At 44.5% G+C, this 11790-nt stretch carries 13 protein-coding genes; 5 read left to right on the top strand and 8 right to left on the bottom strand.

Features of this window, described 5'->3' with window-relative positions; translation table 11 throughout:
- The first annotated feature begins 47 nt into the window (after positions 1 to 47).
- A complete protein-coding gene (locus tag O9290_RS11810; RefSeq protein ID WP_288056224.1) occupies positions 48 to 1043 on the top strand; it encodes a carbohydrate kinase family protein in 996 nt (331 codons plus the stop codon).
- Between the two features lie 319 nt (positions 1044 to 1362).
- Here the strand turns inward: O9290_RS11810 and O9290_RS11805 are convergent, their stop codons facing one another.
- The 4 genes from O9290_RS11805 to lepB form a co-directional block, all read right to left on the bottom strand.
- Positions 1363 to 2433 (bottom strand): YheT family hydrolase, encoded by a 1071-nt coding sequence (locus tag O9290_RS11805; RefSeq protein WP_288056223.1) that lies wholly within the window; start codon positions 2431 to 2433, stop codon positions 1363 to 1365.
- 65 nt (positions 2434 to 2498) lie between these two features.
- Positions 2499 to 2867 carry a DUF1818 family protein gene (locus O9290_RS11800; RefSeq protein ID WP_002758115.1) on the bottom strand — a complete coding sequence of 123 codons (369 nt, stop codon included), beginning with the start codon at positions 2865 to 2867 and terminating at the stop codon, positions 2499 to 2501.
- Between the two features lie 6 nt (positions 2868 to 2873).
- Complete coding sequence (locus O9290_RS11795; RefSeq protein WP_012264411.1) at positions 2874 to 3449, bottom strand: hypothetical protein; 576 nt, start codon at positions 3447 to 3449, stop codon at positions 2874 to 2876.
- 188 nt (positions 3450 to 3637) lie between these two features.
- Positions 3638 to 4735 carry a signal peptidase I gene (gene lepB, locus O9290_RS11790; RefSeq protein WP_288056221.1) on the bottom strand — a complete coding sequence of 366 codons (1098 nt, stop codon included), beginning with the start codon at positions 4733 to 4735 and terminating at the stop codon, positions 3638 to 3640.
- Positions 4736 to 4853: 118 nt separating this feature from the next.
- Here lepB and O9290_RS11785 point away from each other — a divergent pair, with 118 nt between their 5' ends.
- The 3 genes from O9290_RS11785 (at position 4854) to O9290_RS11775 (ending at position 6580) form a co-directional block, all read left to right on the top strand.
- The gene (locus O9290_RS11785) at positions 4854 to 5513 is read left to right on the top strand and encodes a glutathione S-transferase family protein (protein WP_288056219.1); all 660 of its coding nucleotides are present in this window, start codon (positions 4854 to 4856) and stop codon (positions 5511 to 5513) included.
- The gene (locus tag O9290_RS11780; protein ID WP_002758119.1) at positions 5514 to 5810 is read left to right on the top strand and encodes a hypothetical protein; all 297 of its coding nucleotides are present in this window, start codon (positions 5514 to 5516) and stop codon (positions 5808 to 5810) included.
- A 149-nt stretch (positions 5811 to 5959) separates the two neighbouring features.
- Positions 5960 to 6580, top strand: a complete 621-nt coding sequence (locus O9290_RS11775; RefSeq protein ID WP_288023231.1) for a chorismate lyase — start codon at positions 5960 to 5962, stop codon at positions 6578 to 6580.
- Positions 6581 to 7036: 456 nt separating this feature from the next.
- Here the strand turns inward: O9290_RS11775 and O9290_RS11770 are convergent, their stop codons facing one another.
- The gene (locus tag O9290_RS11770) at positions 7037 to 9076 is read right to left on the bottom strand and encodes a hydantoinase/oxoprolinase family protein (RefSeq protein ID WP_002758123.1); all 2040 of its coding nucleotides are present in this window, start codon (positions 9074 to 9076) and stop codon (positions 7037 to 7039) included.
- 84 nt (positions 9077 to 9160) lie between these two features.
- Here O9290_RS11770 and O9290_RS11765 point away from each other — a divergent pair, with 84 nt between their 5' ends.
- Positions 9161 to 10168, top strand: coding sequence for a Gfo/Idh/MocA family protein (locus tag O9290_RS11765; RefSeq protein ID WP_288059527.1), 1008 nt, complete (start codon positions 9161 to 9163; stop codon positions 10166 to 10168).
- A gap of 353 nt (positions 10169 to 10521) precedes the next feature.
- Here O9290_RS11765 and O9290_RS11760 read toward each other — a convergent pair whose 3' ends face one another.
- The 3 genes from O9290_RS11760 to O9290_RS11750 form a co-directional block, all read right to left on the bottom strand.
- A complete protein-coding gene (locus O9290_RS11760; RefSeq protein WP_002758126.1) occupies positions 10522 to 10935 on the bottom strand; it encodes a type II toxin-antitoxin system VapC family toxin in 414 nt (137 codons plus the stop codon).
- Positions 10932 to 11207 (bottom strand): hypothetical protein, encoded by a 276-nt coding sequence (locus O9290_RS11755; RefSeq protein ID WP_002758127.1) that lies wholly within the window; start codon positions 11205 to 11207, stop codon positions 10932 to 10934. Before O9290_RS11755 ends, O9290_RS11760 begins: the two co-directional genes overlap by 4 nt.
- A gap of 362 nt (positions 11208 to 11569) precedes the next feature.
- Positions 11570 to 11790 (bottom strand): type II toxin-antitoxin system PemK/MazF family toxin (locus tag O9290_RS11750; protein WP_288059531.1); only part of this gene is annotated, 221 nt, incomplete at its 5' end.

The following is an 11790-nucleotide window of genomic DNA, read 5'->3' as shown; positions in this document are numbered from 1 at the left end:
CACCCCACACCCCACACCCCACACCCCACACCCCACTTCCCACACCAATGCTTAACAATCAAAGATCTTCGCCGGTGTCTGTCATTTGTTTAGGGGAAATCCTCTCTGATCTAATTGCCGATCAAAGCGAGCGCTCTATAGAGCAAGTGACTTCTTGGACAACCTATGCCGGGGGTGCGCCGGCAAACGTGGCCTGTGGATTGCGAAAATTGGGCATAAATTCGGCTTTTATCGGTTGTGTGGGCAAAGATCAACGAGGGGAACAGTTAATCGCCTTGCTAGACGCTCTCGGAGTCGATACTACTGGTGTACAGTATCATGCCACCCTACCCACCCGACAAGTTTATGTCACCCGCGATGCTGGGGGAGACAGACATTTTGCGGGTTTTGGCGGCATTAAAACGACGGATTTTGCCGATACTGCCCTTAATGGTGACTTATTAGCCGAAAATCTGTTTAAAAATGCCGATTATCTAGTGATGGGAACCCTAGGGTTAGCCTATCCCCCGGCGAGAGCGGCGATGATGCGCGCCCTCGAATTAGCTAAAATTTACGGGGTGAAAGTATTGATCGATATCAACTGGCGGCCGGTTTTTTGGCCTAATCTTGAGGCCGCTCCCGATCGGATTCGAGATTTTATCTTCTGGGCCGATTTGCTCAAATGTAGCGAGGAAGAAGCAGCATGGTTATTTGGCACTGATACCCCCGGAGAAATATCATCACAATACCCCAATTTAGGGGCAATTCTGGTTACTGGCGGCGCAAAAGGTTGTAAATATCATTTAGGCAAAAATAGCGGCACTGTCGAGGCTTTTCCCGGGGAGGTGGTGGATACAACCGGGGCAGGAGATGGCTTTGTGGCGGGTTTTTTGGCTCTTGCCGGTCTTGGAGGCGATCAAATTGGGGAAAATGCCGATTTAGCCCGTAAGGCGGTGATTTATGCCTGTGCGGTGGGGACAATGGTGACAAGGGGGGCAGGAGCGATCGCCTCCCAACCGACTCGGGAACAGGTGGAGGAGTTTCTAGTGGCCTTTGACTCCTAGAAACTATACTAGGGTTTGCGGCAAAAAGTTTTTCGTGGGGGCAGGGTGTGGGGTGTGGGGTGTGGGGTGTGGGGTTTTACCCATTTTCAGGGGGTCAATTACCTAATTTTCAGGGAAAAAGTGCCTAAATTTCCCCCCCGATCACCCCAATGTCTGGCACTTTTTGATGGGAAAAAAGTCTAAAAGTCTTATACAACAAGGTTTTTAGATTTATTCAGCCAACCCTATACTAAATCTGGTTATTAAAAACTGATTATTTATTCCCCCTCTTGCATGAGTGCCTATCGTGATATGTAACCTATACTCAACGGATTTAGTATTATTTGCCAGTTTTTTGGTCAAACCAGTCTAAAACCCGATTCCATGCCCACCAGCGATCGCTATCGCCCCACTGACGCTGACAGGATAAACTGCTGATATAACCCACATGACCGCCATAGTTGGTTAAGAGTAGATCCACGTGGGGATTATCGGCGATCGCTGCTTGCAGATCGGGAATAACTGCGGGGGAAAAGAGGGGATCATCGGCCGCGTAGAGGATAAAAGTGGGTTTAGTTAAATAGGGTTGAAAGGGCAAGGGACTACTAGCGGCATAATAGTCAAAAACTGTCTCAAATCCTAGCTTTTTAATCACTAATTCTCGATCGAATCCGGCAATCGTGGTGGCGCGAGTAATTGCTTCGGGATCGATATGATCGGGATGAGCTTGATGGATGCGTTTGGCTAACTTGCGTAATTCCCTGGCGATCGCTTTTTCCAAATGTTTCCCCCAGGGATCCCGGACGAGATAGGATAAAGAACGATTAGAGTCTAAATTAGGACAAATTACCGCACCACCACCGATATCGACGGGATCGATCCCCATATCTTCCTGATTCTCTGCCGATTTAATTCCCCAGAGGGCCAATTGTCCCCCCAGAGAGTAACCCGTGAACCAAAAAGGAGCAGGACAGCCCATTTTTTGGGCTTGGGCGGCAATATGAAGGAAATCTAGCCCTTCATAGATGCCATCGGAGGTGAGAGTCGGGGATAATTCGGCTGTCTTACCGTGGGCCCGCCAATCGAAGAGGACGACTGCGTAGTTTCTTGCTACGGCTTTTCTGCCTAAAATTCTTAAAAACCATTGATTATCTAAGTCTCCCGTGATGCCGTAGGTGCCGATAATTGTTCCCTTCCCTTGCGGGGGAATGGAAACAATCCCGTAGATGGGGACGGCATTGGCCCCGGTGAAAATGGTTTCTTGATAGACTGGTTCGGGAATAGCGATCGTATTTTGCCAGGTTTCTCGCGCTTTTAGGGACACATAGAGAGTCATGGCAAAACCGTTTTTCAGCAATGGGGGCGGAGTGTAGGTGAGATTATCGGTCTTCGTCCTCGGATGGGCAAGCATAGCAGCACAGGGGAATCAAAAAGTCAAGAGGGGGAGACAAAAATTAACTTATGCCCACCGCTTTCTTAAAAATTGTAAAGCAAATTGTCCCAAGCGGCGAGCAACTCTGGCAGGGCAGTGGCCGACCAATTGCCCTCACAACCGCGACCTTGATAGAGAATAAATCGCAGGGAATAATTATCGGGAAATCCTGCCGCTTCTAACCATAAAAGCTCGCTTTCCGCTTCACAAGCAATACTTTCTTCATCCATTAATTCTGTGGCCATGGCCGCCATAGTTGCGGTCAATTGTGATAGTAACCGACGCAAATCTTGCCACTCGGCCTCGGTCAATTCGATCGCCCAATCATCGCCACCAATTAATCCTTTATAAATGGCTGCCTTAGGATCCCAACCGAGTCGCCAACCTGAACCATATTTGAGAATTTTTTCCATAATTTTCTAGAATTTTAATAGGTCGGCATCTCCCGGTTTTGATAAAGATGGACGACGGGGAGAAGGACTGGGAGAAGGGCTAGGATTGGGGGTTTCTTGGGGGAGAATGGCGGGGTTATAAATTTCGACTAGAAGGGTGACTAACTGCTGCCTTTGACGACGATTAAGACTGTTAATCGCTTTGATATCGGCAGCCATCGGGTTAACCGTAAGGGTTGCTTGTCCGGGATAGTTTTCTTCGCTGATTTTCTCGTTCACTCCTAGATAATCCCCTAGGGTTAATTGCCAATCAAAACGGATGAGAGTAAACCTTTTTTTTGTATCTTGATGATAACGAAGAAAGCGACTTATTAAAGTATTATTCGGATCGATCGCCCCTGTATCTCGACGGGTATAGTTGTTTTCTTTCGGTAAATCTGGCATTGCTTGATAAATTTGTTGAGCAACTGTTTCGGGTCGTTGAATTTGGCTCATCCCGGGGGATTGCCACGATAACCACCAGAAAAATATCCCTATTCCTAGCCAGAATACTAATAATATTATTTGCTTAATTTTCAGCTTTTGAGGGAATTTTAACAGCATATTAATCAAGAAAAGATTGAAGTTAATTATCTAGCACCAGTGGTAATTTTTCAGGAACAATTCAAGGGATGCTGTACTGCATTTAAACTGCGTATTGTAAACTTTAGGACAAATGCTCAACCCCCCTCTCCCTGCTCCCATGAAGTCTTAACGAGTAATTCAGATAGTCAACAGCTTAGTCATCCCCATCATAGCAAAGACTGGACACGATCGAGAGGCCAGTAAACTTTATAGGCTTGACCAACGATATAACTTTCTGGCAAAAAACCCCAAGCATGGGAATCAAAACTATGGTTACGATTATCTCCCAAAACAAACAGGGTTTTTGGGGGTACAGTCATAAATTCTATTTCATAATTGGCTAACTCGGCGGTGTAGGGTTCCTCGATAACTTGCCAGTTGAGATAAACTTTACCCCTGCGGATTTCAATGGTATCCCCAGAAATAGCGATGACTCGTTTGATAAAAAAATCTCCCGAATTAGGCTCTAGTTGCTGAATTTTTTCGGGAGTTCTAAAAACAATTATATCGCCTCTTTTCGCTTGATAATTACTGGATTGACTGACGAAAATGCGATCACCTACTGCGAGGGTAGGCAGCATGGATTCGCTCGGAATCTCGAAAAATTCTATTCTTTGATGTAACCAATCGGGAAAATAATTACAGATAATTCCCCAAGTAAAAATTGCTGCCACCATCAGCGCCAAAATGGAACGATAGGTGTGACGATGGGGATGAAATTGATCGGGGAAAGTGTGGTAAACATGATAAACAGCGATTGCTGTAATTAAAGGGGTAAGAAAGAGGATATTGTCCAAAAAATCATCTATTTTCAGGGTAATCAGGGATATAGTCAGAAAAATTATCCCTAAGATCACCTTATCGGCGTACAATTGCCCTAACCCCGGTATAATCCGGTTAGCGAAGACGGCAAACCATGGGTTTTTTTGTTGGCGGGGAATTTTCTCTAAGCTGTTATTCTGTCTGGAATAATAAACAGTCCAGTGAGCGTCAAAAATATTGCTAATGTAAACGATAACCAGAGCAACTATTCCCCCTAATCCCCAGCTTACATGGCCATTGTGGCTAAAAATTGACCAAATTGTCACAATTATTAATATTACTTGAGCGATTGCCAAAATGGTTGCTTTTTGGTTTTTGTTAGCATACCATTGTCCCAAACCGGGGAAAAACATCGAGAGATTGACCGCTAACCAGGGATCTTTTGCTTGTGAATTAGTCGCATAAGGACGAGAAACAGCCGAAAAAAGGGAGGGTTTGCTCATAGTATAGACCTATTGCCAATTCAGTCAACAGAGTGATCAGTCAACAGTGAACAGTGAACTTAAAACTCAAATCTGATAACTGATAACTGATAACTACTATAGCAACCAACAACACTTAATGCTTTTACTTCAATTTAGCACATCTCATTACTGTCGCAAAGCTCGTTTAGCCCTAGGTTATAAGGGGATTGATTACCAAGTAGAAAATCTCACCCCCGGACTACATATTCTCAAACTCAGTCCCCTAACCAAAGGGTTAACCACTGTCCCCGTTTTAATGGCAGCAGATGAGATTATTGCCGATTCTACTGCCATTTTAAAATATTTAGAAAAAATAGTTCCTTTCCCCTCTTTTATTCCCGCTGGGGAAAAGGAGAAAAATCAAGCTTGGTTACTAGAGGATTGGTTAGATGAAAGTATTGGAGTAGCGACTAGATTTGTCTATTATAATTATCGCGCCGGAGAGGGAAAAGCGATCGATCCTTCCCTGAGTAGTCAAATAATTATTAATATCGTGCGACAACAATATAAAATCACCCCAGCCAGGGTAAAACTAGCGGAGGAGCGACTAGAAAATGCCCTCAAGATTCTAGAATATTGGCAAAATCAGCCCTATTTGGTGGCGGATAAATTAAGTGTAGCCGATATTGCCGCCACTGCCCTACTCAGTCCTCTGGCTCTAATTCCCAGTTATCGTCAAAAATATCCCTGGTTGTTTGCTAGAATCGGGGAAATTCATCAACAGTGTCGGGAAAAATTGCCCCCCGGTTTAAATTAAATGCAGCGAACGACCAAAATTATTATTCTCATCTCGATCGGTTTCTTATCGCCCCTAAAAGCCCTTGCTTTGCCCTCTCCTGAAGATATTCCCGAAGAAGTTTTACGAGCAGAAATTATCACTTCGGCTCGCTCGCCCCTTGATAATCAACCCCTAACTGCGGCAGAATATGCCTTACTAGAAGAACAATTAGCCACCAGCATTTATCCCCCCCAAATTAATCCCAAGATTCGACAATTAATTGCCCTGAGAAGATTACAAAAATTCCTCCAGATCTTGATACCTTTCTATCGTTAAAATCAAAATAGTCAATCTCCTTTGGCAAAAGTGCATCTGCTAACCGAAAAGTTTAGAGAGGATTAGAGCAAGGCGATCGCTTTTATCACCAGCAGACAAAAATCCCGTGTTATGATTAATGAAAAAATCATAAAGTTTTGTAACAAACCTTGACTGCTATCCTCCGCCCCCAAGAAAAGCCCCTGCTTAATCGTCCTTGGTACTCCCTGTCCTCTCTCTGGCAAGGAGACGAAACCGATGTTAAACAAGGTTTACCCCATAGCCAACTCGCACCCCCGTGGCAGATTTTAATTCTCGGCGATGGTTCTCCCACCCGTCATTTACAACTTTTAACCGGTGAAAAAACGGAAGTGGATGTGATCGATATGTCCCCCATCGGCGACGATGAGGATGGCGCACCGATGAAAATTAGCCTGATTCCGGGGCCGAGATTGCGTCGTCAAGTCTGGTTACGCACAGCTAGTGGTCAAAGGTTAGCCTATGCCGCTTCTTGGTGGTCTGTCAATCAAGTGGACGAATATCTGGAAAATCGTTCCCTACCGATTTGGGAAAGTCTCTCGCGGCTGCACACGGAATTGTATCGCGATGTGCAGGGACTTTATTACGGTCATTCCCCGGAATTAGAAATAGCTTTTGGGGAAAAAGGAGCATTTTGGGGTCGTCATTACCTATTTTGGCACGCTCGCCAACCCCTTACCCTGATTTACGAGGTTTTTTCTCCCTATCTCCGTAAATACCTCGGCGAAATGAGAATTGATCAATTAGGATAACTGCTGTAGATATTTCTATGTAGGACTTGCTGAATAATGGTAAAACCCTTTGAAAATAAGGCTTTTGACCTGTTAAAATCTGATGTTAGTGCAAGAAAATAGGATTGGGACATTCAAAAACCTTGCATTATTCTCCTCATAGTACATAAACTGGTACAAAAAAAGAGGGCAACAAAGCCTGAAACGACCGACGACCGGCTACTGACTCCTGACTCCTGACTCCTGACTCCAGGAAAAACTTTTTCAGCAAACCCTATGTAGGGTTTACTGAATAAAGCTAAAAACCTTGTTGGATAATATCTTTAGGCTTTTTTGAAATCAAAAAGTGGGGGAAATTTAGGCACTTTTTCCCTGAAAATTAGGTAATTGGCCACCTCAAAACTGGTAAAACCCCACACCCCACACCCCACACCCCACACCCTACCCCCACGAAAAACTTTTTGCCGCAAACCCTAGTTAATCTTTGGAGAGAATTAAATGATTTTTCTCCGTTAATTTTGCCATCCAACCCGGTTCAATCACAATCGTGCTGATTTTTTCGATAATAATTGCAGGTCCGGCGAGACAATCAAAAGGTTGCAGATCTGAACGCTGATAAATTGGCGTTTCTCGCCATTGATTAGCCATAAAAACCGCTACTCGATCGAGGATAGGAGGTAATTCTCCCATCGGACGGGAGCGAGTTAAAATTGCTTCTTTGGGACTGTCCATAGTCTGGATCAATTCCACGGCAATCGACTCAACAATTAAAGCTTTTTGTTCTTGTTTAAACCCATAACGTCTTTGATGTTCCCGTTCAAAATCCTGACGCATTTGATCGCTAAAATTAACCGCTAAAGTGGCATCACTGCCTTGATATTTTAAACTAACTTGCTGCCGCACCTGATTATAATCCTCTAATTCCCGACCCGCTAAAACTTCTAATTCGTTCATTTCCGTGAGCAACTGCCCGATTAAATCGGCATTTAACGGCTGTTCGATCGCTTTTTCTTTAATTACCCTCAAATCGGCCAAACCCATGCCGTAGGCGCTTAAAACCCCGGCATAGGGATGGAGAAAAATACTTTTCATTCCCAGAGTATCGGCAATTAAACAGGCCACTTGACCCCCGGCACCGCCAAAGGTACAAAGAGTATAATCACTGAGATCATAACCCTTTTGTAGAGAGATTTTTTTAATCGCATTAGCCATATTTTCTACGGCAATTTGAATAAACCCCGCAGCCAGCAGTTCAGGACTATTATTACCCCCCATTGTTGCCACCAATTCTTGAAACTTTGTCAGCACAATCTCTCTATCTAGGGGTAAATTTCCCTCTTGTCCAAAAATAGCGGGAAAATAGGCAGCTTGAATTTTTCCTAACAAAACATTAGCATCGGTAATTGTTAATGGTCCACCCCGTCGATAACAGGCAGGTCCCGGATTAGCTCCGGCACTTTCTGGTCCGACCCGAAAACGATAACCATCATAGACTAAAATCGAACCCCCACCAGCGGCCACGGTGTGAATACTTAACATCGGCGCTCGCATTCTTACGCCAGCAATTTCGTTATCTGTTTGGCGCTCGTATTCCCCTTGAAAATGAGAAACATCGGTGCTAGTTCCTCCCATATCAAAACTGATAATTTTACTAAATCCCGCCCTTAAACTGGTTTGTACTGCCCCGACTATTCCCCCCGCAGGACCAGATAAAATGCTATCTTTACCCTGAAATTTATCGGCGGTGACTAAACCGCCATCGGATTTCATAAATAACAAGCTAGTTTTCGGTAATTGCTGGCTAATACTATCAACATAGCGGCGTAAAATTGGCGATAAATAGGCAGAGACTACCGTGGTATCTCCCCGGGATACCAGTTTCATTAAAGGACTGACTTGATGGGAAATGGCTAGATGAGTAAAGCCGATTTCTTCGGCAATGGCTGCCACTTGTTTTTCGTGGTCAGGATAACGATAACCGTGCATAAAAACAATCGCACAACTTCGGATACCCGCTTGATAAACTGGTATTAAATCGGCTTTAACTTGGGCGGGATTAACGGCGATTAATTCTTGTCCTTGACGATCGTACCGTTCGGCCACTTCGATAACTTGTTCGTATAATAAAGAAGGAAGAATAATTTGACGGGCAAAAATATCGGGGCGATTTTGATAGCCAATTCTCAAGGCATCTTTAAAACCTTTGGTGATTAACAAAACCGTGCGCTCTCCTTTTCTTTCTAACAGCGCATTGGTGGCTACCGTTGTTCCCATTTTAATCACTTCGATGTTATCTAGGGAACCGCTAATATCTTTGATCCCTTGAATGACTGCATCTGGGTATTTTTCGGGATTTTCCGAGAGCAGTTTATAGAGAACAATCCACTGTTGATCGGCAAGGGGAACAATCAGAAATCTAGCGGCATCTCTAGCTAGTCGTTCAATAATTTCTGGTTGATCGATTATCGCCACGATATCGGTAAAAGTTCCCCCTCGATCGATAAAAAATTTTAACATAATCCCTTCCAGTTCTCAGAATCAATGAACAATTGCGCCTAATCCTTTTAAAATAAACTAGATTGATTTATCTGAGTAAGCAAAATGTCCACAGGAATCGCTATCTTAGGGGTAGGACGTTGGGGAGTCCATTTCGTCCGTCATTTTTCTCAACATCCCTCAGCACAAGTAGTGGCGATCGTTGACTCCTCCCCTGAAAAACTTCATCTCTGTCGCGATCAATTTAATCTCGATACTAATAAGGTTATTTTAGCCAATGACTGGGAATCAATTCGTCTTCACCCCGAAATCTCGGCTGTAGTCGTCGTTACTCCCGCCATCAGTCATTATCCCCTGATTAAAGATGCTCTTAATTTAGGTTATCACGTCCTCGCCGAAAAACCCTTAACCCTCAATCCCCAAGAATGTGGCGAATTAACGGCATTAGCGGCGAAAAAACAGCGTATTTTATTAGTTGATCATACCTATCTTTTTCATCCGGCCGTTATCACCGGACAAAAAGTCCTGCAATCCGGGGGTATCGGTAAACCTCTTTATGGTTATGCCACTCGCACCCACCTGGGGCCGGTCCGTCAGGATGTGTCCGCTTTGTGGGATCTAGCTATTCACGATATCTCGATTTTTAATCATTGGTTAAATAGTACACCAGTATCGGTACAGGCGAGGGGAACTTTCTGGCTACAACCTAATCTAGCCGATTTAGTCTGGTTAACCCTGATCTATGGCGATGGTTTTCAAGCGACTATTCACCTTTGTTGGTTGAATCCCGATAAACAGCGACGTTTAGGGATAGTTGGCAGCGAAGGGACTTTAATTTTCAATGAATTAGACTCTCGATCGCCTTTAACCCGACAAAAGGGCCATTTTGAGCGTCAGGAAGCCTATTTTATTCCCCGGGGACAGGAGACGGAATCTATCCCTATTGCCGATGGTGAACCCCTGAAAGCATTGTGCGAACATTTTTTAGAGTCGGTGGCTACGGGTGTCGATTCTCCTGTATCTTCGGGATCGGTAGGGACGGAATTAGTCAAAATCCTCCAGGCAGCAGAATTATCTCTAGCCAGAGGTGGAGAAATCCTGCGCTTAGAATAGGTAAAAATGGGATCGATAGGTAGGGTCTGCTGAAAAAGTTTTTCGTGGGGGTAGGGTGTGGGGTGTGGGGTGTGGGGTGTGAAGTATAACCTGATTTGCTATTGACGAGGAGTTTGTACGGCGTTAGATTTATTAGAGGTTTTCTTAATTTGTACCCAGTAAGGGGGTATCGGAAATTCTGTTAATCCTTCCTGCAGCACAGGTTATGGCTTTTTGTCAATGGGGAAGTCCAGAACCCGATCGGTGCGTAGCGCGCTCGATCGCTAACGGCTCAAATCAGCGACGGCATTAGAAAGCAAGCTCGGCAGCGACGAATTGCGACCGTCCGCTGCCACGCAGTGTTAGCTGGTGGTTCAAGGAAATAACTCAAAGTAATCGCAGTGACTTGGACGAATAATCGAAAAATCTCGGCGATCAAGTGTGTAAACGCGAGTAATAGTAAGCCTTTCAGCTATGGCAATGATCGCTGCATCTGTAAAGTCAAGCTGATTGTCAGCATATTGTTCCAATATCTCATGCACTCGTACCAAGTCTTCTGGGATTACAGGTTCAACTTGAACCGCATCAGGTGTCATACTGGATACAAAACGGCGCATTGCTTGGTGGCCCAATCTTGATGCAATCAGATAGCAGACCTCAGGCAGGACAACGACAGGTAGAACCAATGGCTCATTCACGCTTTGAGCAATAGCCAACACCCGTTGATGATTGCGATCGCCCTGATCGGTCAAGGCAAACAAAAAACTGGTGTCAAGTATCGCCGTCATACTGAATTGCTTGGCTTAAGATTCCAGCCGGACACCGGATCAATCTCATTGCCTAGAATCTCTTCATCACGTTCTGAAATATCCTGTTGACCAGAGTTGCCTAAACCTGCAACTGCAAGCAGAAAACTAGAAGAATGAGTGGTCAGTTCTCTTTGATAGGCTGCTTTATAGCGAAGATAGTCAAGAAAATTAGACAGTTCCACTAAAGCCTCATCAGGGAGAGCCTTGACTGCTTCAATTAGCGGTTGCCGTTCTATAATGCTTCTATCCATTACTAAATCTTAGATTAGGACTTCTCCTATTTTACTCCTCAACTCAACGAACAGGCTCACTTACTAACTATCACAGCAGGTAACACCTGAATACAGTCCGCACAAATTGGCATGAAGTCAAAGATCACAGTTGGGGGTCTGCCGTTAACCTAACCCACCAGAGCGGCGTACTGCTACGCAGTGCCTTCGGCATCGCACTTAGACTCACAGTTTCAATAAATGTGCATGGTGCGTTCCTCAAAATCTCTTGGTGGAGCAGTAGGAGCCATATTAGAGAACGCACCCTACCAGCTGAATTCACCCGCCATTTTGGTCTATTTTCCAGCATCAGTCGCTTTTTGTTGGTCGGGTGCAATGATTTGTTAGACCTCAAATTCGATTACAGTAGCAATGGCGGCTACAATTTCCAGTATTGTAATTTCAGAAACGCTTCCTAATTTACGAATAAACCTTTGTAAATCCACCCCCCTTAGTTGAAGAGTATCAATTGCAGAAGCTTTATTCAATCCATTGATACTGTTAGGTTCAATTTTAACGTGCCAGAAATTTGCTGAAAAATATGTTTTCCAGTCTGTAATAGGAG

The sequence above is a fragment of the Microcystis sp. LE19-41.2A genome (assembly GCF_027530405.1).
Taxonomy (GTDB): Bacteria; Cyanobacteriota; Cyanobacteriia; order Cyanobacteriales; family Microcystaceae; genus Microcystis; species Microcystis aeruginosa.
Note: the sequence above shows the minus strand (reverse complement) of the source record. Positions and strands in the feature narration are given on the sequence as shown.

Excerpts from the sequence above, each read along its gene's own strand:
- O9290_RS11810 (WP_288056224.1), top strand. The coding sequence starts at position 48 with ATGCTTAACAATCAAAGATCTTCGCCGGTGTCTGTCATTTGTTTAGGG.
- O9290_RS11805 (WP_288056223.1), bottom strand. The coding sequence starts at position 2,433 with ATGCTTGCCCATCCGAGGACGAAGACCGATAATCTCACCTACACTCCG.
- O9290_RS11800 (WP_002758115.1), bottom strand. The coding sequence starts at position 2,867 with ATGGAAAAAATTCTCAAATATGGTTCAGGTTGGCGACTCGGTTGGGAT.
- O9290_RS11795 (WP_012264411.1), bottom strand. The coding sequence starts at position 3,449 with ATGCTGTTAAAATTCCCTCAAAAGCTGAAAATTAAGCAAATAATATTA.
- lepB (WP_288056221.1), bottom strand. The coding sequence starts at position 4,735 with ATGAGCAAACCCTCCCTTTTTTCGGCTGTTTCTCGTCCTTATGCGACT.
- O9290_RS11785 (WP_288056219.1), top strand. The coding sequence starts at position 4,854 with ATGCTTTTACTTCAATTTAGCACATCTCATTACTGTCGCAAAGCTCGT.
- O9290_RS11780 (WP_002758119.1), top strand. The coding sequence starts at position 5,514 with ATGCAGCGAACGACCAAAATTATTATTCTCATCTCGATCGGTTTCTTA.
- O9290_RS11770 (WP_002758123.1), bottom strand. The coding sequence starts at position 9,076 with ATGTTAAAATTTTTTATCGATCGAGGGGGAACTTTTACCGATATCGTG.
- O9290_RS11765 (WP_288059527.1), top strand. The coding sequence starts at position 9,161 with ATGTCCACAGGAATCGCTATCTTAGGGGTAGGACGTTGGGGAGTCCAT.
- O9290_RS11760 (WP_002758126.1), bottom strand. The coding sequence starts at position 10,935 with ATGACGGCGATACTTGACACCAGTTTTTTGTTTGCCTTGACCGATCAG.
- O9290_RS11755 (WP_002758127.1), bottom strand. The coding sequence starts at position 11,207 with ATGGATAGAAGCATTATAGAACGGCAACCGCTAATTGAAGCAGTCAAG.